Source organism: Anabaena cylindrica UHCC 0172, from assembly GCF_034931625.1.
GTDB classification, from domain to species: Bacteria; Cyanobacteriota; Cyanobacteriia; order Cyanobacteriales; family Nostocaceae; genus Anabaena; species Anabaena cylindrica_A.
In genome coordinates this window covers 32444-57726 of the sequence record NZ_JAYGGY010000100.1, presented here as the reverse complement: position 1 = coordinate 57726, position 25283 = coordinate 32444, and the positions used below count along the sequence as shown (strand labels likewise).

The window sequence follows — 25283 nt, the reverse complement described above, 5'->3', positions numbered from 1 at the left end:
ACTACGTTACGGTCAGTATGACATAAGTCCAAGTTTGACCCGTTTGCAGTATAGAGATCACTCTTGAGATTTCCTCTTCCCACAAGTTGACTCGCGTAAAGATCCTTGCTATGTCAAAGATTACAGATTGCGATCGCTCTCAGGAGCAAGAAAGTCTGAATCAAGAGATGATTCAGGAAGTTGCCGAAGATGCTGAGGTTGATCTGACAGCAGTCTTAAATGATGCTCAGAATGTGGCGATTATCAAACTTGTTAATAACATTCTCTTTGTGGCTTTACGGGATGGTGCTTCTGATATTCACGTTGAACCCCAAGAAAACAACTTACGAGTCCGCTTTCGTAAAGATGGTGTACTGCGTGAATCTGAATCTATTCCACCAATACAGAAACACATTGCCCTAGCGGTAACGGTTCAATTTAAAATTATCTCCAATTTAGATGCTTGCGAAAGGCGTTTACCTCAAGAAGGATATATACGCAAGTTCTTTAACGGTAAAAAAGTTGATTTTTATATAAGTACTCAACCCAGTCGGTATGGGGAAAAAATGGTGTTACGGATTTTGGATAACTCATCTATTCAACTGGGATTGGATCAGTTAATTACCGATCCAGAGACTTTGGCTATCGTTCAGGGTATGGTTCGCCGTCCCTTTGGCTTGATTTTGATATGTGGCGCTGGTGCTACTACTTCTTTGTATTCTGCACTGGCAGACATAAACAAGCCAGAAATTAACATCAGCACCGTAGTCGAATATGTTGAGTACAGTTTACCGGGAATTACACAATTCCAGATAATTCGGGAAAAGGGGTTTGCTAGTGCGTTGCCAGTCGTTTTGCAACAAGACTCTGATGTGTTAATGATTTGTGAAACACGGGATCGGGAAACAGCCCAAATAGCGGTGAAGGAAGCGTTGACAGGTCGTTTAGTCTTAACTGTATTACACACCCTTGATGCACCAGATGCGATCGCTCGTTTGGGAGAAATGGGGATTGAACCATTCCAGGTTTCCAGTTCTCTCATCGGTGTACTCGCACAACGCTTAATGCGCCGTGTCTGTTCAGATTGTAAAATTCCCTATACTCCCACACGAGAAGAATTAGCTCGTTACGGGTTGTTAGCTTTTCAAGAAGTTGTTCTCACTTTCTACAAAGCTAACTTTAGAGGAACAGAACTCATATCCGAAGGCCAAAGCAAAATAAAGGTTTGCCCCAATTGTCATGGTGTTGGTTACAAGGGACTTGTTGGTGTTTATGAAGTCATGCAGATTACGGAAAAGCTGCAAAGGTTGATCGCCCAAGATGCACTCACAACACACATCAGAGAAATAGCTGTAGAAGAAGGCATGAAAACCTTACTTGATTACAGCCTAGATTTAGTCCGTGAAGGGACAACAACTCTAGAAGAAGTTGAACGGGTGTTTACTCACTCCGGTTTGGAAGCTAAATTAAAAGCCAAACGCAAGAGTGGTATCACCTGTAAAACTTGTGATGCTACATTACAAGCGCAATGGTTAGATTGTCCATATTGTTTGACACCTCGTTTTTAATGTCACTGCAATGATCAATCACTTCTCTTCATCCAACCTTTTCTGTTTTTTCACCTGCTCAAATTCCTGTTCTAGCAAGTCTGTGTCACTGGAATAAACCAAATCTTCGTTACCAATGACTTTTTCTGTGGCAAACTGACTAGCAAAAGCAATCTTTTTCTGTAAAGAATCATCTGCCTTTGCTAACAATCTAGCTCTTTGCAAGCGATCGCTATTACGAGCAGCAATTTTGCCATTACGCCATTGAATCCAGAAATAACGCACCAAAGGTATTCCCAAGAAACCCGCCCCATAAGCCAACAGCAGCCAATAAATCCCTTGCACAAAACCTACCAGTCCCCCTATTTGTGCTGCCGCTGTTCCATCTCTCAACAAACTTCCTAGTATTAAAGCCGCCACAAAATTGAGTACACCCAAACCAGCACTCAGCATAATTTGTCCTGAACCAGCCGCACTAAAACGCCAAGGAAACTCCTCTAAATAGGGCGTTATCGACTGACTCTGCTTTTTACTAGCTTTTACCTGTAACTCTGGAAAATAATAAACAATCTGTCCCTCAGGACTTACCTGGGGTTGCCCATTAAATCGCAGCATTACAGGCAACATATAATCTTCGTACTCTTGCTGATACTTCTCACCCAGATGATCGATATAGGGAGTAATTTGTTCTGCCACTACTGCCCCTTTATTATTCTGAATCACAGTCCCAATTTCTTGCCAGCGACGCTCTTCTAACTTTTCATTAGGATTACCATCACCAAACAAAAACGAAAACACAGCCTCAAAGAAATTGAGATTACTACTTTCTCCCCTTTCTCGTCGTTCCTGGGAGCGACTTCTATAATCAGGGCTAAAATACCAGAATAAATCTGGGAAAAAGAAAAAATTCAACCCGCGAGAACCGCTACCTCTATTGTCGTTGTCTCGATCCGAATTATTAGCAGCAGTAATGATAATAATGATAGTGACAGTAATCAGAGCAATAGAAAGAATTAAGAAAACGCCAAAAGAAATGCGAATTAGGTAAAAAAGCACCCCCCAAACTTTTTTCCACCATTCCTGCAACCGCAATTGCAAGTATTTATTCCTTAAAATTGTTCTGAAATTTTTGGGAAACTGGTAAACAATGTCACCTGTTTCTGCCACCTGTAAATGTCCACCAGCATCAGACGCTAGAGCTAATAATCCTTGATTTGCTTCAGCTACATTTAATCCAGCCTGGGCTGCTACATCACCAGTAGTGACTCGATAGCCCAATTGTTCTACAGATCGCATGATAGCGGGATTGGGAGTCATTGCTCTCCTTTCCTCTTGTATTTCAGTTTACCTATGATCTAGTATAAGTTTGATTTCCAGCGACGACACACAACACAAACTCTTGAGTAAGTGATATGGTCATTATGGCGCTGGACAATTCATGTGTTTAGTTGCTCCCCAGCCTGGTAAACCTGCAATTTTCTGCCCATTATGGTTCAATACACTCTCGCTCAAAGTCCAGAAATTATTATCTCTGTTCCTGGTAAAGATTCAGCTAAAGCCCGTGACAAAGCAATGGATCAGTTGATGGAACTAATGGAGGCCGATCAACTAACCACCGAACTAGAAGAAGGATTTGGTCCTCAACAATTAATTGAAATTAAAGAACCAGCGACTGATACAGCTAGTGGTGAAGATGCAATTACCCAAGCTGTACAAATTCTGAACAACTTAGCCACACTCAAGCTGAAAGTGCAAGAATCACGGGCTGAAGCCTTAGAAATTCGCAAAGCAGTTGATGTTCTATTCTCAGATAATTTAGTAACTGAGGAAGAAATTACCCGTCTCAAGGAAGGTTTTAAGGTTCTCAAAAACTTTGCCCAAGCTAATATCCGTTATCAAGACGCAAAAACTAAAGCTGAACAGGCTAGACAAGTTTTAGATCAGGCGCTCAAATCACCTGAAAAGTGATTTTATTGCAGGAGTCAGGAGTCAAATACTGTTGTGGAAAGAGTTTTATCAATACCTGCTGCACGCTACTGTACTGGCATTAGCACTAAGCTTGATTTCTTATACTGCAAACGGGTCAAACTTGAACTTATGTCATACTGACCGTAACGTAGTGCAGGGAAGTATCTCGGAGATTCTTCACTTCGTACCCTGCGGGAAGCAAGCTACAGAATGACACTTTTAACCCGTTTTTAGTATAAACTCCTTGCCCGTTGCTATACACAAGATTCGCTTTTTAATACCCTTAATTCTATCGTCCACCTGCATGGACTTGGTTTGTGTCACAGCGAATTCTATTCAAACAAGGCGGAGAAATTCAATTGTTAAAGCTAATAAAAAAGGGTAGGCTTTAAAACCTACCCTTTACTAAAATGCTGGGGCGCTAGGATTCGAACCTAGGGATGGCGGGACCAAAACCCGCTGCCGTACCACTTGGCTACGCCCCAATGGAACAAGTCAACTCTCGATAATATAACAGTTAACTAGAGGCTATGTCAAGTACTTTTGAGAAATTATTTTTATTCTTATTAATAATTAGGACTTACGCAACTGCCTTGCTTTGCTGCGTTAGATATCAAAAATCTGTTTATTGACGGTGTTTATGCAGTCTGATGCACCCTAGCAGAGATATTTAATGTGACACTTGTGTAAGTTCTGATTTTTGTTTGAGGAAAGCCCAAAAAAAAGGGAAGGTTAAAATTCCTTCCCTCTTCTGCTGGTTGTTTTGATTTTTTTCCTTCTTTTGAGCTTCCTTGAGTTTGTTTCTCAGCATCTGTCTTTGTTTTTTCAATTGTCGCTTTCTCGCAGAGCCTCCTCGGCCTTTGTCATTTCTCCCTTCTTTGCGGGGAGATTCCCATCTTTTTAAACGCATGGATTTTTTTATAAAAACAGTGCTTTTATAATAACTCAGAATTATATATAAAGTCAAATTTTAAGAGTGCTTTTTTCCAACTTATCATTCTCAACTGTATTACATTCGACCGAAAACCCCTGTATTAGTGCGGTGCGTCAGATAGAGACAATCTGTTGTCTGCTAAACTATCCAGTCTGACGTGGTTGGTGAGCTTGCCGAACCACACCCTACAACAGATAAAATAATTCATCTTTGATGGATTTTATCAATGCATAAGTCCTATATTATTAATAACTTGTAATAATTCTTCATAATATGCAGACAACTCCAATATCTGGACAATACTGGCAATGGCGTGGACACAAAGTTTACTATGTACAAGCGGGAGAACAAAAATCCCAGCGTCCCTCCTTGCTTTTAGTACATGGCTTTGGTGCTTCCACAGACCATTGGAGAAAGAACATGATCGGACTCTGTGCAGATTTTCAAGTATTTGCTATTGACCTTTTAGGATTTGGACGTTCTGCAAAACCTAAATTACAGTACAGTGGTGATTTATGGCGCGACCAACTGCGAGATTTTATTAGTGAAGTCATTGGTGAAAAAGCAGTATTAGCAGGTAACTCCCTTGGTGGTTATGCTTGTTTATGTGTTGCGGCTCAATTTCCTGATAGTGTTGCTGGTGTAGTCTTACTCAATAGTGCAGGCCCCTTTTCTCAACCAGAAGCACCACAAAGCCAAATTCAACCTTCTAAAAACCCTTTACAGCAAATATTTGGTAAAACTATCAAATGGGCTTTTCAACAACGTTTATGCCAGTCTTTATTATTTCAATATGTGCGACAACGTTGGGTAATTCGACGCACTTTAGAAAAAGTTTATTTAGATAAAACTGCAATTACTAATCAATTAGTAGAAGAAATTCAGCGCCCTGCTTATGATATAGGTGCTTTAGATGTGTTTGTTTCAGTTTTTAGCACTCCTCAAGGAGAAAAAGTTGATATTCTACTCAAGCAATTAAATTGTCCTTTATTGTTATTATGGGGAGAAGCAGATCCTTGGATGAAAGCACGAGAACGTTCTCAAAAATTCCATCAATATTATCCCCAGTTAACAGAATATTTCCTAAATGCTGGTCATTGTCCCCATGATGAAGCACCTGATCAAGTAAATCCACTTCTACATAATTGGGCTTTATCTCTAACTGAATAAGAGCAAATTTGTTGTGAACAAATAGAAATTTTTAGGAATATTTTTTTTCTAAAAATCAATAGTTACAGCGAGTTTTATTTGAGAACATAACTTTTAATATCTTTCTCTACTTGTTCACTAATAATCTCTGTGCCGATAACAGGTTGATCAAGATTAACCTTAATAAAGTTTGTTTGATCTACTTCTGTAAATTGTTTATCTTGATCATTATCTTTGATAATTTTCAGAAAAATTGCGTTTTGACTAGCAAGTACCACCCAATTAACGATTTTGGTATTATTGGGGGTGATTTGCTGTAAGTTTTTACCTGATAAATCAGAAATATAGCCAACAATGGCATCTTGATTGTTGATTTGGTTATCGTTATTTGTATCTTTGTCAATGATTTGATATAACCAAAATCTTGTGGTTGGTTTTCCTGTTAATTTGATTTCTAATAAATCAAAAGAATTGATAATTGCTTTTTTATTTAATAAAAGATGATTTTCACCAGTTTTTTTATGATAAAAAATCATATTGTACAATTTATTTTCTCTTGTATAAGAACGAGAAAGATTTAAATCAATTTCTTTATCTTTATCCTGGTCAGCAAGATTAACTGGAATCATAATATAATCTGATGCTTCTTTAATAATAAAATCACCGTAAATAATGTTTGTTTGTGGGTACAGTTTTTCAACAGCTTTTGCTGGTTGCGTTTTTCTATCAATTTTCATCTCACAAGAAATTGAAAATGTAGCTAGAATTATAGCTGTTGTCATCTTCCACAAAAAACTAAATTTTCTCATTCAAAGCTCCAGTATGGTATGAATTTGGATATATTCCAACAGCAAATAAATAAAATCAGATTATTTTATCAAAAATACCATAAAAATCTAAAAACCTGGTCAGGGTTGACCAGGTTCTAGCGAATTCAGAAGTTTCAAATTGTTAAAGTTAGTAATTGACAGTTAATAACTAGGGTGGATAAAGGGGCAAGTTCAGCACATTTCTGTTTTTCCGCTTTGGGATTTGGCACGACCTGAAAAAGCGGTCGTTTTGCCACTTTAGTTTCTATATGCTAAAACTTGTTGGGGCTGCTGACAGGGGACACTAAGTCATTGCCCGATTGGTTGTAATTTGCTTTGTGTCCTGATGAATCTAATCTAGCACTGGGTAGTTGAGATGCAATTGTTTGTTTACTAAAGTTGATATTTCGTTTAATTTAGCAATATGGGGAATAGGTGACAGGGAATAGGGAACATGATTTCCAATTACCGTAAGAATTCAGGAGTCAGGAGTCAGGATAAAGAAGGAAGAAGGAAGAAGAATATTTTTCTCTTCTGTTCTCTGCTATATCAAATATTCTGTATCCTGAATCCTTAGCTATTACCAATTACCAATTACCAATCACCTATTACCAATTCCACATAACTGATTGATCATCAAGATTGTCAGTAACAATGCACCCAATACTGTCTATTACTGCAATTTCTTCGGCAGAAAGTTTGATTTCTACGGCTTGAGCGTTGGCTATTGCTTGTTCAGGATAACGCGCACCAACGATCGCATTTGTTTGGGGTTGGGCGATTAACCATGCTAGTGCTAACTGAGCCAGACTACAATTATGGTCTTCGGCTATGAGGCTAAGTTCATTTAAGGCTTGTTGAGCGTGTTCAAAGTTTTCGCCTTGAAATAATTTATTTTTAGCTCGGTTATCGGCTGGATCAAATTTATGCCCTGGGAGGAATTTACCAGTTAACAATCCTTGGGCTAGAGATGAATAAGCCAAAATAGAAATGTTGTTTTCAATACAATAGGGCATAGCGTCTTTTTCTACCTGCCGCCAAAATAGAGAATAGGCTGGCTGTAAACTATCAATATGTCCATATTGGGCGGCTTCTGCAATTTGGTCACGGGAAAAATTGGAAACGCCAATGGCTCGAATTTTCCATTGTTCTTTGAGGTGATTTAAGGCGCTCATGGTTTCTGCAATTGGTACGATTTCACTATTGAAAGCACCAGATGGCCAATGAATTTGATAAAGGTCGATGTAGTCTGTTTTCAGGTTTGTTAAGGAACGTTCACAAGCTTCAATAACTTGTTGATATTTGAGATGATTTGCAAAAACTTTTGTGGCATACTCTACGTTATCCCGGACATCAGATAAAGCTTTAGCTACAATCTGTTCAGAATGTCCTTCACCATAAACTTCGGCGGTATCTATTGTGGTAATTCCGGCTTCATAGGCGGCACGGATAGTTTTAATTGAGTCATCGTCCTCAATTCCTACCCACATTTTTTTTCCGGCTTGCCAAGTTCCCATTAAGATGGGGCTGATTTGTACGGTTGATGTACCTAGTGTGCGTTTTTTCATGGTTTTTCTCCAATTTATTTCCTTGACTAGTTTTATACTTTAACTGTCTTAGACTGAAATTAAATCAGAGTCAAAGTAGATGCTCATGGAATTGACTACCACTTTTCATGCTCTTAAGGAATGGGCTGTGGCCGTAAATGCGTTGGAATCCGGCCAAACGATTATGCTGCTTCGTAAAGGCGGTATCCATGAACGGGAGGGACGCTTTCAAGTTGCCCATGAGCAGGTTTTGCTCTACCCTACTTATGAGCATCAACAATCTTTTATGCTTAAGGCTGAGTATGGGAATCTTGTCTATCCAGTAACTTCAGGTTGGCATCCAGAAACAATTCGCATTGGTAGTTGGGCAGAAATTACGGATATTTTGCCGGTTGCTGATGAGTCTATTGTGGGTGATTTACTTCCCTTTCATATTTGGAATGAGTATTTTATTAGCGATCGCTTAAAATGGAAACCACGTCAGCCTTTATATATTCTTCTGCTACGTACTTATAAACTACCCCAAGCGCAGGATATTCCTTATTTAGATGAATACGGTGGCTGTAAATCATGGATTGATTTGGATCAACAAGTTCGGTTGCAAGGTTCTCAACCAGTTTTATCTGATGCTGTCTATAGTCAGTTAGTTGAGACAATTCGCGGGATTATTGGTGATAAGTTGTACGCGGCATCTTTAAATTTTAATTAATTAGGACTTGATGAAAAAGTCTTTGCGTTAGGACTAGGAGTCAGAATTAGAAGGAGGTAAGAACCCTTGTAGAGACGTTCTATTGAAGTCTCTACAAGGGTTCTAGAAAATGCACATTTAATTTTTGGAGATGTCTATTGAGATTGTTGAATTAAAAAAATCTGCATTAGTCTCCCACAAGTGCTGATAAGAAATCAGAGTTTGATACTCTGAGTCACTAGATTTGCCTAAACTAATTGAAAATTAGAATTCAAAATTAGCAGCAGTTAAACTGGTAGTATTGATTCCGGTGAGAATGGCAATGGTTGTATTATTCACAGCAATAGTGTCACCACTTAAGGTCAAGTCAGCAAAGTCAAAACCTGCAATACCAATACCTAAAATATCAGTACCGATTTCAAAGTCAACAATGGTGTTAGCAGCACTGAGTGAATCACCGTTGTAAATCCAGAATTTGTCAGCACCAGCACCACCAGAGAGCAAGTTACCACCACCCTCGACGACATAAAACTCATCGTTACCGTCGCCACCTAGAGCGCGGTCATTACTACCTAAGTGGAAAATATCATTGCCAGCGCCACCAGACATCCGGTTATCGCCTTTACCATCAACAGCAAAAAATTCGTCATCACCACTACCACCAAAAACGCGATCGCGCCGACTGACATAAATCATATCCTCGCCACTACCACCAAAGACGCGGTTGTTACGAGCATTACTATTGAAGACTAAATCTACCTCATCGTTACCTGCACCAGTAAATATGGTGTCTTGAACGCCATCTGTATTTACAGAAGCAATTAAGGTATCTGTGCCAGTAGTTCCAAAAACCAAGTTTTCCTGATTGACTTCAGTTACTGAAGCAAACATGGTTTGAGCGATATTAACTTGATCGACCGCATTGGCAAGACCGGGAATTTGGAAGCCATAGGCATCAAAACCTTCACCGATAGAATTTGTCAGTGTTTCTGAATCAACACCTTGATAATAGACAGGTACGGGACGATTAGTGTGGGTTCCCCAGTCGTACTTATCAGTTTCACTATTTCCCCAGAAGTTACCAGATTCGGCAATTGTGTCAATCGCAGTTAGCTGTTCAGCACCTAGGTTGCTGAGTAATGCAGGAAAATCATCAGTAAAGTTGAGGTAATGGTCATGGTCAGCAGTAACGATCAATTGGTTATCTTCCCAACCACCATTGCTTTCAATCCAATTAATAACAGAACCAACTGCTTTGTCAAAGTCCAAAACTGTACCAATCAGGTTGTCAATGTTGTTATCGTGGGCAGACCAGTCGATATCTCCACCTTCAACCATCAACCAGAAGCCATCAGGATCTTTACCTAAAACCGATAAAGCTGCCTTAGTTAAATCGTCGAGAGTTGGGTTTTCGTTGACTTCTCTAGCAATAAACGATTCATCGGTTTCACCATCTAGCAGCGGTCTGACAGTATCTGGATTTAGCCCTTTTGTCGTGTTGTTGGTGAACATTGCCAAGCCAGTGGTGCTGTAGTCGCCATCGGCAGAACTAACAGGCAAGTTACCATCTTGTCCACGCGCACCATATAGACCAAGTAAGCGATCGCCTTTTTCTGGATCAAGTGCAGCAGCAGTATCTGCCAACACCTGAGCCGCATTTGCACCACGCTCTAAGAATGTGTAGTCGTAGATATTTGAGGTAGGGTTGTTACTTAACTCTTGATAGGTTGTTTCCTTGATATAGGTGTTGTCTCTCGGCTCAACACCATCAGGCAATGGGTTTCCAGTATTAGAAAGTGGATGACCACCACCAAGAAGCACAGTTGGTTGGTAAACACGCAATTCTTGCTGCAAGATGGTGTCTAATGAAGCAGTCTCGCTATCAAATTTGTTGCGATTGTTGACAGCAGAAGCCGCAGCAGCAGGGGTAGCATGGTCAATGGGAACAGATGATACTAAACCGGTTGATTTCCCTAATTCGGCAGCTTCAGACAAAACGCTCTTGACTGGTTTTTCAAAAATATCAACACCCGTAGCGCCGTTATAACTCTTAAGACCTGAATAGAGGGTAGTGGCAGTGTTTGCAGAGTCGGGATAGCTGTTCTTGATATAACCAGAATCATTACCTGGTGTCCAAGGATTGATACCGCCTTTTACTGGATCGTAACCAACCAGGTTGCCAACTGCACCTTCGCTAACTTTTGCGCCACCATTAGGTGTAGTACCAGGATTGAAGGTGGGATCAAATTCAAACCCATCACGTACAGAAGCAGTTCCTGTTGGAGTGTTAATGGTTTGATTAGAATCGTTTAGGGCAGTATTTGATACGTTGAATGTGCCGTTAGTACCAGCAATAGTTGTTCCGTAGGTAGTGGCATAGGTGTAACCTGTCAGTGTCTGGAAGTTTAGCCCTAAACCTTTTCCTTCTGTATAGAAATCAGCTAAGGTTGTCCCAGTATTACCCGCTTGAATTTCTTTGTAGATAGCAGCAGCACGAGCCATTTCCCAGCCCAAACCGTCGCCAATCATAATGATTGTATTTTTAGCCATGATCGTTGATTTTCCTTAAATTAAGACGAGAAAAATTGATGTGGATTGGTATCTCTTTAGAAGATGTGAATTACTTTAAAAAACCATTCCATCTTGCTAATTTTTGGAGAAAGATCATAAAATGATTTTTCTTCTCAATAAGTAAATGAAATTTGATATTTGTGATTAATAGAGTCTCATTTTCAGGTTAAGTAAAGACTATAATCTGGCTATTTAATGATTAAAAAAAGAAAAATTGATATTCTCATTGAGTACTTATGGCTTGCGAACAAAGTCTTTTCGTTAGGGCTAGAAGTCAGAATTAGAAGGAGATAAGAATAGTCTTAATTAGACATAGTTAAAAAGAATGTAGAGACGTTCTATTGAAGTCTCTACAAGGGTTCTAGAAAATGCACATTTAATTTTTGGAGATGTCTATTGAGATTGTTGAATTAAAAAAATCTGCATTAGTCTCCCACAAGTGCTGATAAGAAATCAGAGTTTGATACTCTGAGTCACTAGATTTGCCTAAACTAATTGAAAATTAGAATTCAAAATTAGCAGCAGTTAAACTGGTGGTTCAAAATTAGCAGCAGTTAAACTGGTAGTATTGATTCCAGTGAGAATGGCAATGGTTGTATTACCCAAAGCGATGCTGTTACCACTGAAGGTTAAATCAGCAAAGTCAACACCTGCAACACCAATACCTAAGACATCAGTACCGATTTCAAAATCAACAATGGTGTTAGCAGTACTGGGTAAATCACCGTTGTAAATCCAGAATTGGTCAGCACCCGCACCACCAGAGAGCAAGTTACCACCACCTTCTTGGACGTAGAAGATATCATTACCATCACCACCTAAAGCACGACCATTCTCACCCAAGTAGAAGATATCATTACCTGTACCACCAGAGATACGGTAGCCCATTACATCAGTAGCATCAAATTCATCATTTCCACTACCACCAAATGCGCGATCGCCATCAGCAACATAAATGACATCAGCACCACTACCAGTAAAGATGCGGTTATTACCAACTAGAACACCACGAAAGCTAGCATCTACTTCATCATCCCCAGCACCAGTGAAAACAGTATCGTTAACTCCATCAAAGTCAACTCCACTTATCAAAGTATCTGCACTAGTAGAACCAGATACAAGGTTTTCATCTTGAACCAAGGAAGCATCAGGACTGATCAGGAACAGTAACTGTCCACCTTCGACCAAGTTATCTGTTCTCTCAACTGTGCCATCTCCATCAGTATCAACACCGGGAACATTGATAATGTTACCATCACGAAGACTGTGAGCTTGCACATCAAAGAGCAACATTGAACCAGGATCATTACCAAACAAGGTAGAAACATCGAGAATACCGGAAGACTCCCAGTTACCAATGTCTGTAGGATTAGGATCAGTTTGATCTGAAGGTACACCAGAGCGATCAATCTGTGCTATGCGGGTTGCAGTGGCAGCAGGATCAGCTGCGGAGGGGTCAATAACCCAGATAGAAGCTTCTTCTCCAGAGGTTGCACCAAAGAGATCAGAACCAATAGCGCGGTCTTCCTGAAGATAGATTTTGCCATCATCAGCCCAATCTAAGTTATCAGGACTACGCAGACCGAAATCTTTGTTACCGTCATCATTACCGTCGTAAAGGATGTTGAGGTTAGCTGTGATTTCGCTTACGCCAAAGTCAACATCAACGATGTAAGTTGTACCCCAGGTATCAGCATTATCGAAGATACCAGTACGACCTGTGGAAGCTAAAACAGCTTGTGTACCATCAAAGGGGTTGGTGGCTACGTCTTCGGGACGAGAGAATTGGAAAGCCCCAGCATCCGCTGCAAGAGCATCTTGTTTCGTTTGGGTAGCAAAACCTTGAGTATCGTAGTCAGCAGTACCTGCTAGGTCAGGGCGGTAGTAGTCAATTTCCACAAACTTACCATTTGTGTTGTTGCCACTGCCATTAAAATCTCTGGGGTCAGCTTCAATGGCATCGGAGGCATCTGCTGTATCATCAGCAACCCACACATATAGTTTGCCTTCAGCTAGTCCGTTGCGGTCTAAGAAACTGCCGTCTCCAACAGTATTTTTTTCACCAACGTAGAGAAGTAATGGAGCCTCTTGGCGGTCATCTCCAATCAAGAGCGCCACTTGATCTGTATTACCAGTGTCTAGTTCGGTTACACTTTCCCAAGCTGCACGACCTAACCAGGGTAAAGCCCATAGTTCATTAGTAGCAGTATCCAGAGCAAACTGTGTACCACCATCGGTTTCTTCACCAGCAAAATAGATGGTATCAGCAAAACCTTTATCGGTGCCAAAATGGTTGGCTTCCATCAAATTCGCTGAACAAAAGCGGTTGATACCCCCAAATTCTAAGTCAGAAGCTTCATCTACAATTTCACCAGCGCGGTTGTAGATGGTGTCGTAGGCTAGACCGGAATCAACAATTTTTAAGGTGCGTTTATCAATATCAAAATAGCTGATTCGTGCGCCTGGTAGGGAAGCACCGCTTTCTAGGGTGTAATTGTAGCCAACATTATTAGCCAATTCGTGGTTAACCAGGACTCGAACTGTGGTTGCATTCAGTTCAAAAGCACCTGTACCATCAAGAATTCCGGGAGGAGTATAATCGTTTATAGTGTCCCCAACAGTAAATATAGGATCTACGGTATAACCGTCTAGTCCTTGTACTTGGGCGGGCTGGGTTGTATCGAATGGCGTATTAGTCATGAAATTCCTCAATTATCGTTACAATACTTACTTATCAATCAGTTCCCAAGCAGTAGTGATAAAAGCTAAGAACCGTCAAGAAAAGGTTTTATAAACCCTTATTTGTTTGATGACTTTAGGAAAACCTAAATGTAGTGATTATTCAATATCACGCACTAATTAAAATGCGCCTTTTAGGTTAAGATACGACTATGGAATAGCTATTTTTTGATTAAAAATAGTGATATTTAATGAGATAAAATTAACCTCAATATAGAAATTTTAAAAAAACATAAGGTGTATTTTGTTATACCGGGTTTATAAAAAGCGATCGCACTTCACCCGGAATGCGATCGCTTTTAAAGGATTGATAATTATCCTCTCCCTATTTGCCTACACTAATTTATGAGTCGAAGGTGAAATTAGCAGCAGTCAAACTAGTTGTATTGATTCCTGTGAGAATGGCAATGGTTGTATCACCAATAGCAATACTGTTACCACTCAGGGTTAAATCAGCAAAGTCAAAACCTGCAATACCAATACCTAAGACATCAGTACCGATTTCAAAATCAACAATGGTGTTAGCAGCGCTGAGTGAATCACCGTTATAAATCCAGAATTTGTCAGCACCAGCACCACCAGAAAGCAAGTTATTGCCACCTTCTTGGACGAAGAATATATCATCACCGTCACCACCTAAAGCACGACCATCTGCACCTAAGAAGAAGGTATCCATGCCAGTACCACCAGAGATACGGTAGCCTGTAGCTTCACTAGCGTCTAGTTTATCATCTCCACTACCACCAAAAGCGCGATCGCCATCAGCAACATCAATGATATCCTCACCACTACCAGTAAAGATGCGATTGTCACCAACCGAACTTCCCCCAAAGGGGATATCTACTTCATCATTGCCGGCACCAGTAAATACAGTGTCTTGAATACCATCTAACTTGACAACTCCATTGACAGAAACACCTGCAATTAAAGTATCTGCATCTGGACTACCAAAAACAAGTTCAGGAACTTCTACAAGGTTATAGGGTAATTCCAAAATACCCAATTTCTCAGGAGTTGTTGTTCCCCCAACATTGAAGTCATTATCATTAATTAAAGCTAAAGTGTTGGGTGAAACTAACGCTAAACCTTCTAATTTTTCAACTCCTGTGTAACCCAATTGCGCTGCATTAGCAATCAAACTTTTACTAACAGGAGTAATTCCAGCAGTTACTAACTCAGATGGGGTTAATTGTTCAATAGTTTTATCCGCAGGTAAGGTAAAGTTTGCAGGGTTGTTAATATTGGTCGCTGTTGCTAAATCAATTTTGTAGATGAGTTTATTAGAAGTGTTATCACTTCTATCATCTCTTTCAACAACTGCAAATTTTCCATTACCTAACGAAACAGCATCACCAATTTTATCGGTTTTGGCATTACCACTACCTGTAATATCATCAAGAAGGTAGAGATATTCACCTGTTACCTGTTTAGAAATGATGTCAAATTCCAGAATTCGCAAATTGCGGGAATTTCTAGATGCTGTATCTCCAGCATTATCAGGATTATCAATGGGACTCTGAATAAAAGCATAAAGCTTATTACCCTCTAATGCGATCGCTTCAAATCCCCGATTAGCTCGTCTTTGGGCATAAACTGCTGGTAAGACCTCAGTTCCAAAAGTTCCTGCGGCTTGGTCTGGATCTGTTGCTGTGGCTGTTCCTTGGGGGATAAAACGGTCAAGTAACTTCCCATTAACATCAAAATGGTAAATCGCAGGACGGTATTCATCAACCATCCAATAGTCGCCATTTGGGGCAATAACAATCCCTTCTACGTCAGCACCTAAAGGATCATTAGGTAGGACTTGACCATTCAAATCTACACCAATTTCATCGGTGTAAGCTGTACCACCAGCACCAGCTTGGAGGTTAGGAAGTCCAGTTAAGGGGGTAGTACCATCTGATGCGAATAACCCAGTTCTCTTGGTGATAGTGATTTCACCAGTAGTTTGATTAAGTTCAAAGCTGACTATTTCTGGTTGAAAGTTGGGTAATAGAAATGGTCTATTTTGACCTGTGGGTTCTCCATTGGGACCACGGTCTGTGTTGGTGACAAATTTCAAATTACCATTAGCTGCTACTCCTTGAAAATACAATCCAGAGAAGCCACCTAAGAAGATATCTTGACCTGCGGTGGTTGTTCCTAATTTAGGTAAGTTGTCAAATTCGTAATTAGTTAATCTGGGTTGGGCTACGGGGTTGCGGGGGTCGTAACTGGTGGTATCAATTTTGAGGATATCGGGAAGGGTATTAGCAATGTTTTCCCAAGGGACAAATTTGAAGTTGCTATTGACGTTTTCTAGTTCACCGTCATCTTCTACTAATTTTGCTGGGTCGTTGTTACCATCTTGGGTAACGAATAAACCATAGGGGAAGTTAGCACCAAGGGGGACGTTAATGACATCTGCACCGTCAGATTCTTGGACGCTATCAATTGCACCGTTGTTACCAATACCAAAACGCCCTAAAAATTCGTTGTTGCCTTCACGGGTATATGCTGCAAAGGTATTATCTCCTTGACTAGATGCAAGTAAATAACCTGTTCCATTTGCACCGTAGTAAATGGTTAAACCTTCTACGTCAGCTACTAAATTACTACCACCAAAATCTTTGACTACATCAATCAGTTTACCTGTGTTGCTACCGTTGGGTTCTGCATCAAATTTCCAGATACCGACATTTTCTTGACCGATATAGAGATAACCAGTTTCTTGGTCTACAACCATTCCTTCGGTTTGGGGGTCAATGTCATTAATTGTGGGTACAGTAAATTCTCTAACTAGTTCCGTCCCAATTTGACCGTTGTCGAGGTCAATTAATTTTAATTGGGCGATATCTCCAGTTTCTCTGCGACTTGTGAAGACATAGTAATCATTGGTGAAGGGACTGCGGTACATTGTCAGTCCGTAGGAACTGCGAGAAGATGATTCGTAGGGAGGTTCAAAGGGTGCGTCTTGGAAGATTGTGCCGATATTGCTGTCGGTGATATCTTCTAAATAGTTACCGTCGGTAGAGTTGGGGTTGATTTTGAAGATTACTAGTCTATCATTACCGCGATCGCTTGCCACAGCAATATCAATTGACTCTCCACCCAGTTGGAAACCATATTGCAGGTCGATGTTGTTGTAACGAATCCCCCCAGGATTTACTGTTTGCAATAAATTCCCAGATAAGTCATAAACTCTGACTCCGGCATTTTTGACTGAAGTTAAAACTAAGCTATTGGCTGAATCAGTAGCATTGACATAGATAGCAGGATCATCCGCATCTGCATTTTGATCTACCGTAGCCTGTCCTGGGTCTTCATCATCAAATAAGTCAGGACTGGTTTCAACTGTAGGTGCAGCACTGGGAAGTATTTCATAAAAGCTAACAGTATTACTAACTTCATTAGCAATTGCCAGCATTGATTTAGCATTAGGACTATCTTCCGCAGAGATAAATTTTAAACCTTCAGGACTAACATCACCTTCGGTTCTAATGTACTGCACAAACTCAGGTGCAGTCGGGTCACTCAGGTTATAAACCATTACCCCACCACCAGCACGTTCTAAGCCCACAAATCCATAGGTTTTGCCATCAATAACACCAACTACTACACCTTCTGGTTCAGGTCCTTTATTATCTGAACGAGTGTCAAAATCGTCAGCATCTCCGTTGTTTGCATTGAAAAGTGCAGGTGTTTGTTGTGCTAGAATTTGTTCAATCTGGTTGCCACTGTCGTATACTAATTGACCTTGATCATCCCAAATTGAAAAAGAACGACCACCATAAGTATAAAGTTGATCAAAATCTCCATCTCCGTCTGTATCTCCCAATGTATTGGTAATGATCAGACGACCCAAATTTTCATCACTTTGTAATTCGGCCGCATTAGGAAAAGCAGTTGGATCAAGTATGACATCCTTAACCCTTATTTCCTCATTAAAAATATCACCTTCTTCATCATTAGGTGCAGGTAAAATATCATCATCGGTGGGACGAATGCGAGCATCTCCTTCATTCGCAGTGATGTAATAAGTGTTGTCACCAATCTGAAAAGAGTTAATAGCATCCGGCTGGTACATCCCAAAAACAGGCCAATTTTGGATATTTATACCATCGTCTATATCACTAGCATCAAAACCATTTCCAGCTAAACTATGGTCTTTGAAACCCAGAGGTACAATGTCGGTAATAGTCCCATTGGCTATATCAAGAACAGCAACAGCATTATTTTCTTGTAACGTGATAAAAGCAGTTTGACTATCAGGAGAAACTGCAATATATTCTGGTTCTAAATCTTCAGCTACTGAAGCATTAAGACCAAAAATCCTGACTCCATCTGCTTTTAATGCGGCTTCTTGACTGTTAAATGCCGTGAAATTAGCAGTTGTAACTTTACTATTATCTAAACTGGCAATATCTCCAGAAACATCAACAATACTAACTGAACCTTCTGGGTCAATTGTATAATCTTCATTTGGTTCTCCTTCGTTAGCAACAAGTAATTTGCTACCATCGGGAGTGAAAGTGATCATATCTGGTAAAGACCCTACTATCACTTCTGAAAGTTTAGTGAGAGTCACAGCATCATAAAAAGCAATTTTACCAGCATCGGTACTATTGTTAGCAGAAATTGCCACAGCAAAAATACTATTTTCTGTTCCTATTCCTTTTCTGACGGCGACACTTTGAATTCCGCCACCTAAGCTAGAAAAATCAATTTTGGTAATCTCAGTAGGATTGGTTGGGTTAGAAACATCTACTACTTGAATAACTGCTTTGCCTTCAGATTCCCCAGTCACAAAAAGGCGTTGAGATTTGGGATCAAAATCAGAAATTTCTGCACCGTCTAATTGAATTGTGCTTATTTGATTAAGTTGAATTGTATTTGTCATGGTAAATATCTGTAATTAAAAGATGAGCATTAGTTAGTTTGTAGTCAGGAATTTAGTCTTCTGATAATTTCGAGGAAAGGCTTAAAACCTTAACTACAAACAAAAAACTATCTCAATAAAATTAAGAAATAAATAACAAAAGGTTAAGAAGTGAGGTGTTGCGGAATTTTGATATGGAATTTTAAAATGCTACTATTCAAATTGTGATTTTTTGCGTTTGTGAATCAGGCGTTTTCATAGCAATTCCATTCATTGACAAACAGAGGAGAGGAAAGAAAACCGTAAGGATTCAGGATACAGAATATTTGATATGGCAGGGAACAGGAGAGAAAAATATTCTTCCTTCTTCCTCCTGACTCCTGACTCCTTACAGAAAACCTTTCTCTCTCCCTTTACTTATACTGCCAACGGGTGAAATCTGGACTTATGTCATACTGAGCGTAACGTAGTGCAGCGTTCGCGTAGCGTGCCGTAGGCTCTAGTATCTCGGAGATTCTTCACTTCGTACCCTACGGGAAGCAAGCTACAGAATGACACTTTTAACCCGTTTTTAGTATAACTTTTTACAAGAAGGCGAAATTAGCAGCAGTCAAGCTAGTGGTGTTAATTCCATTGAGAATTGCAATGGTTGTATTACCTACAGCGATGCTGTTACCACTTAAGGTCAGGTCATTGAAGTCAAAACCTGCAACACCAATACCTAAGACATCAGTACCGATTTCAAAATCAACAATGGTGTTAGCCGCGCTGAGTGAATCACCGTTATAAATCCAGAATTGGTCAGCACCAGCACCACCGGATAGTAAGTTACCACCACCTTCAACAACGTAAAAGATATCATTACCATCACCACCTAAAGCACGACCATCTGCACCCAGGAAGAAGATATCATTGCCTGTACCACCGGAAATGCGGTAGTTGCTGGCATCTGTAGCGTCTATTTCATCATCTCCACTACCACCAAATGCGCGATCGCTATCAGCAACATCAATGATATCGTGATCACTGCCAGTAAAAATCCGATTATTACCAACGAAACTTCCACCCAAGGGAACATCTACTTGATCATTTCCCGCACCAGTGAAAACAATGTCGTTAACTCCATCAAAGTCAACTCCAGCTATCAGTTTATCTGCACCGGGCGTACCTACTACCAAATTAGACTCGTCTCTCGGTAGAGTCGGATTAACCTCAAACTGGCTGACAATTTGGGGTTGACGGTTAGAAACACCTTCAGGATCTGCCTCCAACTCCTCACGGGTATAAGCTTCAATTCCGTAGGTAGTCACAATCAACTTCTGCGTTACAGGGTCAATATCAAACTCAGTCCAACCATAGGTATGGGCTGCTACATAATCACCTTGTAACAATGTGGCATCAATCAAACCGTTAGCTACAGCCAAATTGTTATTCAAACCGACAGGATCATAACCCAAAGGAGTTAAACCACCATCTATGACTGACTTAATAAAGTCATCTTTATCGTTAATGATACTATCAGCATCGTTAGCAATAGGTAGAGCATCATAGAATGCTTTTTGGCTAGGAGGGAGGAAGAAATCAGCTACAGTTTGTCCGAAAGGAGCATCGTAAGCAACAGCACCTGTGATAATTTCAAAGGCACTAGTGGCAATTTGTTCCTGACCTGGTGCTAACTGATAGGTGAGGTTATTAACTAAAGTACCGTGAAAATCAGCAGTCACAAAGACAACGTTTTTAATGTTGTTGTCATTGATATACTTGAGGATTTCTGTCCGTTCCGCAGCGTAACCTTCAAATCTATCCGCCGCAACAGCTACACCAATATTTTGAATTGGCTCTGGAACCATAATAAACTTCCAGGTGAGGCCGCTGTTTTGGGCTTGCAGCAAATCACGTTTGAGATCCTCAAGTTGCACTTCTCCTAACATGGTGCGGTTAGGATCAAAGGATGCAGCGAGGAAATTAGCTACTTGAGTGGCATCACTGGTATCTGCAACATTAGTTAAGCCTGTATCACGGAAGGAACGAGCATCAAGAACAAAAGTAGCTGCATCACTACCATAGGTATTGTAACGGTAAAGTTTGCGTTCTCCTGCTGTAGTATCATCTCCTGTTTGACCGTAAAATTGGTCATTAATGGGGTTGTATTCTTGGAAGGCTTGCAGACCGTTTTCATACAATGGAGAGTCATTAACCAAGCCAGAAGTCGCCCCAAATAAGGCTTGATCCTCTAGGTTAGCTGTCCCTAAGTCCTCACCTCCTTGGAAGTCGTCAGTAACTTCGTGGTCGTCAATTGTGGCTAGGATAGAAGTAGAAGCCCGTAAATCGCCTAATGTGTTTTGTCCGTAACGTTTGCTGTAAACTTCCGCTTGTTTAAGGCGATATTCATCTAGGGTGACAACTTGTTCTTTTTCTGTACCATCTGGATTTTTAACGGCGGGAGATGCTACATCTGCATAAATTGTATCACCGAATTCTAAGAAGAATTTCAGGTTAGCATCATCAGCATTGCTAATTGCTGGATAGGGTGATAGTTCACCACGCCAGTCTCCAGAAACACCGAATTTCAAGCCAGTGTGATCACCTAATGTAGCTGCTGTACTGAATTTACCAATGCTGTTTGAGCCGACGCTATCAGTAACGCGATAGTAGTAGTTGGTGTTGGCATTTAAACCATCAACTGCAACTTTCACAGGTAGGTTGATATCAGTTACATTAGCTGTTTTTGTGCCAGCAATGGTGGTGAAATTGGGGTCAGTGCTATATTCAAATGTGACTTCACCAAGGAAAATGCTCCGCGCCCAAAGAACGGTAGAATTTTGGGTGGTGTCACCACTAGCAATACCAGCTACAGGTAGGGGTTGAGCTACGGGGTTGCGAGGGTCGTAACCGGTGGTGTCAATTTTCAGGATATCGGGAAGGGTGTTAACGATATTTTCCCAAGGGACAAATTTGAAGTTGCTATTGACGTTTTCTAATTCACCGTCATCTTCTACTAATTTGGCTGGGTCGTTGTTACCATCTTGGGTGACAAATAAACCATAGGGGAAGTTTTTACCAAGGGGGACGTTAATGACATCTGCACCATCTGATTCTTGGACGCTATCAATTGCACCGTTGTTACCAATACCAAAACGTCCTAAAAATTCGTTGTTACCTTCACGGGTATAGGCTGCAAAGGTATTATCTCCTTGACTAGATGCAAGTAAGTAACCTGTACCGTTTGCACCGTAGTAAATGGTTAAACCTTCTACGTCAGCTACTAAATTACTACCACCAAAATCTTTTACTTTATCAATTAGTGTACCTGTGTTGCTACCGTTGGGTTCTGCATCAAATTTCCAGATACCGACGTTTTCTTGACCGATATAGAGATAACCTGTTTCTTGGTCTGCAACCATTCCCTCGGTTTGCGGGTCAACATCACCAAAATCAGTAGGAGGAGTAACTGTAAAGTTTCGGACTCTTTCTGCACCGATTTGACCATTACCCAAGTCGATTAATTTAAACTGAGCTATGTCTCCAGTTTCTCTGCGACCTGTGAAGACATAGTAATCATTGGTGAAAGGACTGCGGTACATTGCTAGTCCGTAGGAACTGCGGGAAGATGGTTCGTAGGGAGGTGCAAAGGGTGCGGCTTGGAAAATTGTGCCGATGTTGCTGTCGGTGATATCTTCTAAATAGTTGCCGTCGGTAGAGTTGGGGTTAATTTTGAAGATTACTAGTTTATCATTACCGCGATCGCTTGCTACGGCAATATCAATTGACTCTCCACCCAGTTGGAAACCATATTGCAGGTCAATGTTGTTGTAACGAACGTCTCCAGGATTCACTGTTTGCAATAAATTCCCAGACAAGTCATAAACTCTGACTCCGGCATTTTTGACTGAAGTTAAAACTAAGCTATTTGCAGAATCTTCTGCATTGACGTAGATAGCAGGATCATCCGCATCTGCATTTTGATCTACCGTAGCCTGGGCTGGGTCTTCATCATCAAATAAGTCGGGACGGGTTTCTAATGTGGGTGTGGCGGTTGGTACTAAGTCTGCACTCAAGGTGAGAATTTGTGTAAACTGAGTTGCACCAAAGTTGTTATCGCTGACCAAAACAATAGATTGACTACCATCTGCCAATTTTTGACCAAAAGCGATACCTTCAATGTTATCTACACCTGTAGGGTGATTTCCGTCACTATTGGGTAAATTCAAATCATTGAAATTCAACAGTAGTCGTTTTTGCGCCGGTTGAATTGCTGCTAGTTGTTCTGCACTTAAACTACTCAGTGAGTCGATTGTACTGAGGTCAGTTGCACCTTGAAGGCTAATTTCATAGATTTTGATGGTGTTCCCTGCACCTGTGGCAAAGGAACGTTCTAAAGCCAATAAAGTGCCACGATTATCAAGTGCTAATAAATCCACCAACCCATTATCACTAAAAGCTGTGCTGGGGTTTGCTATAACCGCTGCGTCTGTGGTGTAAAGATATTCTTTTTCCGGTTGTCCAGTTACCAAATTATACTGAATAATTCGAGAACGACTTCCTGCACTGGTAGTAGCCGCTGCACCATCTTGGAAAAGGGCGTTTTCTGTAGCAGTATAGAGGGTTTTTTGGTCAGGAGAGATGGTCAAACTTTCAAAAGCTAAGTTACCACGCACTCCAGAAACTTGAGTATCTCCAGCATTGATAATTCCGTCACCGTTAGTATCTTCTACCACTGGCAGGAATTTTGTTGGTACGGTTAATGACCTAATTTCCTGCCCTGTAGTTAAGCTAAACTCTTTAATGAAAGGATCTGTAACTCGACCTGCATTCAGATTAACTTCACCTTCGGAAGAGATAAATACCGTATTGTTTTTGGTGACAACTATATCTTCAGGATCAAGACTATTTGCGGCAAAAAAGTTACCATTAATATCTTTTAACGGAGTCACTTTAGTAAATGTCACCCCAGTGCTGTCAATGGTTTCAGGATTTGTAGTGAAAGTATAGAAACGAGCCGGAGCATTTTGAGAGCGATCGTCTGAAATCGCGTAAAATTTACCTTGAGCCGCATCGTAGGTAACACCAGACAAACCACCCAAGGGAGTTTCTACACCATTGACTATCCCTGCTTCACCACTAGGGACAAAACCTGTTGCAAAGGTTTTCTGACCTAAAAATTCTACTTCAGGAACAGTCTTACCTGCTTCAGTCGCACCAATTTCCACATCTGCAAACACTAAACGATGGTCAGAACTGGGGAAAGGGAAAGTACCAACAGGTGCAAAAGTTGGGTCAGTATTCACAGGCCAGAATACGGCTGAGTTAGTAATTTGTAAATCGGATGACGGTAATACATAATCTGAACGCAGATTTCCTGGAGTCGTATCAGCAAAATCTGCGGTGTCAAAGAAAGGATTCCCATTGTGGTTAGCATTTGCACCACCTTGCAAATCTGCCTGTTGAGGAGCGCCGGCACTGGTAGGGATAGAATTAGTATTAATACCAGGATGCTGTAAAAGTTGTAAGATGGAATTATCAAAGCTATCCCCATCAAAAGGATCAGCATTTTGATCACCCATAATCACAAAGCTAGAACCAGCAGCTAAACCACCTGTTTTCCCACCGTCATCATAGATATAATCACCTTCACCAGGGGTAATATAATCAGCCCAAAATCTGATTTCGTCATGATTGCGTTTACCATTGCGGTCTTCTGCACCGTCAAATACAGGTGGTGTCGGATGACTAACTAAAACGTGAACTGTCTCACCATTAATTAAGATAGGTACATCCCAATGACTTTTGGAGGAAAGCCGCAACACCTCTTGTTCTTCTGGGGAATACCAGGGAGTATCAGAACCAGGAGTGGAAATGGTGGGTAATAGGGAATTTGGCATATCCTTCCACAAAAATTCTTGGAAGGTGCGAATGTTGTCAGTGTCAATTTCATACTTGGAAAGCAGCAACATCCCAAATTGTCCAGGGAAGTTACCGAAACCAAAAGCATCATTACCACCACCAACAGTACCGTTATTATCTAAATCAAATCCAGAAGCAATACCTGTGTTAGAAGGAGCAATGTAAACGTAGGGATAGTTAACGGAATTTGCCCCATTTTGACCAATATTTAAGTAATTTTGTTGTAGTAGTTGGACTGCTTGTAGAGGGTCAGATGCTACATAGTCAAACTCATTAATCAGCAGTATATCAGGGTTAGCACGTTGAATAATTTCAGCTACAGCTTTGGCTTGAGGGTTATCTGGAGTCGATAAATCGGTGACTAATTCACCCTCATTGTTACGATTGAGAGAAGCATTGAACTGGGAAAAGCGAACTGTGTAATTAGTTGTCATTATCTTTATCCGGTAGTAAATGTAGATTAAATTTGATTGAAAAGAATCCGGTTACGGTAAGTCGTAGATAATGCCATTAAGATATCAGCTAAACGTTAAGATTCTATTGTCAAAAGTTGAACATTGTTTAATTTAGGAATGACAGCAAAATTCAGT

The 25283-nt window shown here is 40.5% G+C and carries 11 protein-coding genes, 1 tRNA gene and 1 pseudogene; 4 read left to right on the top strand and 9 right to left on the bottom strand.

Going from position 1 to position 25283, the window contains the following annotated elements:
- Positions 1 to 92 precede the first annotated feature (92 nt).
- Positions 93 to 1547, top strand: a pseudogene (locus VB713_RS22580) (GspE/PulE family protein); the annotation flags it as partial.
- Positions 1548 to 1565: 18 nt separating this feature from the next.
- On the opposite strand, the gene VB713_RS22575 reads toward VB713_RS22580, so the two are convergent.
- Complete coding sequence (locus VB713_RS22575) at positions 1566 to 2843, bottom strand: hypothetical protein (RefSeq protein WP_323313749.1); 1278 nt, start codon at positions 2841 to 2843, stop codon at positions 1566 to 1568.
- Between the two features lie 171 nt (positions 2844 to 3014).
- Between VB713_RS22575 and VB713_RS22570 the strand changes: the two genes are divergently transcribed.
- Complete coding sequence (locus VB713_RS22570; RefSeq protein WP_323313748.1) at positions 3015 to 3494, top strand: hypothetical protein; 480 nt, start codon at positions 3015 to 3017, stop codon at positions 3492 to 3494.
- 413 nt (positions 3495 to 3907) lie between these two features.
- Here VB713_RS22570 and VB713_RS22565 read toward each other — a convergent pair.
- Both VB713_RS22565 and VB713_RS22560 read right to left on the bottom strand, forming a co-directional pair.
- Positions 3908 to 3979, bottom strand: a tRNA-Gln gene (locus VB713_RS22565).
- Between the two features lie 185 nt (positions 3980 to 4164).
- Entirely contained in the window at positions 4165 to 4461 is a 297-nt protein-coding gene (locus tag VB713_RS22560) for a hypothetical protein (RefSeq protein ID WP_323313747.1), read from the bottom strand.
- 240 nt (positions 4462 to 4701) lie between these two features.
- On the opposite strand from VB713_RS22560, the gene VB713_RS22555 reads away from it, so the two are divergent.
- Positions 4702 to 5598, top strand: coding sequence for an alpha/beta fold hydrolase (locus VB713_RS22555; RefSeq protein ID WP_323313746.1), 897 nt, complete (start codon positions 4702 to 4704; stop codon positions 5596 to 5598).
- Between the two features lie 74 nt (positions 5599 to 5672).
- On the opposite strand, the gene VB713_RS22550 is transcribed toward VB713_RS22555, so the two are convergent.
- Positions 5673 to 6386: a hypothetical protein gene (locus VB713_RS22550; RefSeq protein WP_323313745.1), complete on the bottom strand. Its 714-nt coding sequence runs from the start codon at positions 6384 to 6386 to the stop codon at positions 5673 to 5675.
- A 608-nt stretch (positions 6387 to 6994) separates the two neighbouring features.
- The gene (locus VB713_RS22545) at positions 6995 to 7954 is read right to left on the bottom strand and encodes an aldo/keto reductase (RefSeq protein ID WP_323313744.1); all 960 of its coding nucleotides are present in this window, start codon (positions 7952 to 7954) and stop codon (positions 6995 to 6997) included.
- A gap of 79 nt (positions 7955 to 8033) precedes the next feature.
- Between VB713_RS22545 and VB713_RS22540 the strand changes: the two genes are divergently transcribed.
- The gene (locus VB713_RS22540) at positions 8034 to 8642 is read left to right on the top strand and encodes a DUF1802 family protein (protein WP_323313743.1); all 609 of its coding nucleotides are present in this window, start codon (positions 8034 to 8036) and stop codon (positions 8640 to 8642) included.
- 243 nt (positions 8643 to 8885) lie between these two features.
- Here the strand turns inward: VB713_RS22540 and VB713_RS22535 are convergent, their stop codons facing one another.
- From VB713_RS22535 to VB713_RS22520, 4 genes are all read right to left on the bottom strand, one after another.
- On the bottom strand, positions 8886 to 11171 hold the full coding sequence (locus VB713_RS22535; protein WP_323313742.1) for an alkaline phosphatase: 2286 nt from the start codon (positions 11169 to 11171) through the stop codon (positions 8886 to 8888).
- 546 nt (positions 11172 to 11717) lie between these two features.
- Positions 11718 to 13892, bottom strand: a complete 2175-nt coding sequence (locus VB713_RS22530) for an alkaline phosphatase PhoX (RefSeq protein WP_323313741.1) — start codon at positions 13890 to 13892, stop codon at positions 11718 to 11720.
- 382 nt (positions 13893 to 14274) lie between these two features.
- Entirely contained in the window at positions 14275 to 18810 is a 4536-nt protein-coding gene (locus VB713_RS22525) for a phytase (protein ID WP_323313740.1), read from the bottom strand.
- Positions 18811 to 19373: 563 nt separating this feature from the next.
- Positions 19374 to 25127, bottom strand: coding sequence for a phytase (locus tag VB713_RS22520; protein ID WP_323313739.1), 5754 nt, complete (start codon positions 25125 to 25127; stop codon positions 19374 to 19376).
- Positions 25128 to 25283: the final 156 nt, after the last annotated feature.

Coding starts and splice junctions, on each gene's coding strand:
- VB713_RS22555 (WP_323313746.1), top strand. CDS start 4,702: ATGCAGACAACTCCAATATCTGGACAATACTGGCAATGGCGTGGACAC.
- VB713_RS22525 (WP_323313740.1), bottom strand. CDS start 18,810: ATGACAAATACAATTCAACTTAATCAAATAAGCACAATTCAATTAGAC.
- VB713_RS22520 (WP_323313739.1), bottom strand. CDS start 25,127: ATGACAACTAATTACACAGTTCGCTTTTCCCAGTTCAATGCTTCTCTC.
- VB713_RS22535 (WP_323313742.1), bottom strand. CDS start 11,171: ATGGCTAAAAATACAATCATTATGATTGGCGACGGTTTGGGCTGGGAA.
- VB713_RS22530 (WP_323313741.1), bottom strand. CDS start 13,892: ATGACTAATACGCCATTCGATACAACCCAGCCCGCCCAAGTACAAGGA.
- VB713_RS22540 (WP_323313743.1), top strand. CDS start 8,034: ATGCTCATGGAATTGACTACCACTTTTCATGCTCTTAAGGAATGGGCT.
- VB713_RS22575 (WP_323313749.1), bottom strand. CDS start 2,843: ATGACTCCCAATCCCGCTATCATGCGATCTGTAGAACAATTGGGCTAT.
- VB713_RS22570 (WP_323313748.1), top strand. CDS start 3,015: ATGGTTCAATACACTCTCGCTCAAAGTCCAGAAATTATTATCTCTGTT.
- VB713_RS22550 (WP_323313745.1), bottom strand. CDS start 6,386: ATGAGAAAATTTAGTTTTTTGTGGAAGATGACAACAGCTATAATTCTA.
- VB713_RS22545 (WP_323313744.1), bottom strand. CDS start 7,954: ATGAAAAAACGCACACTAGGTACATCAACCGTACAAATCAGCCCCATC.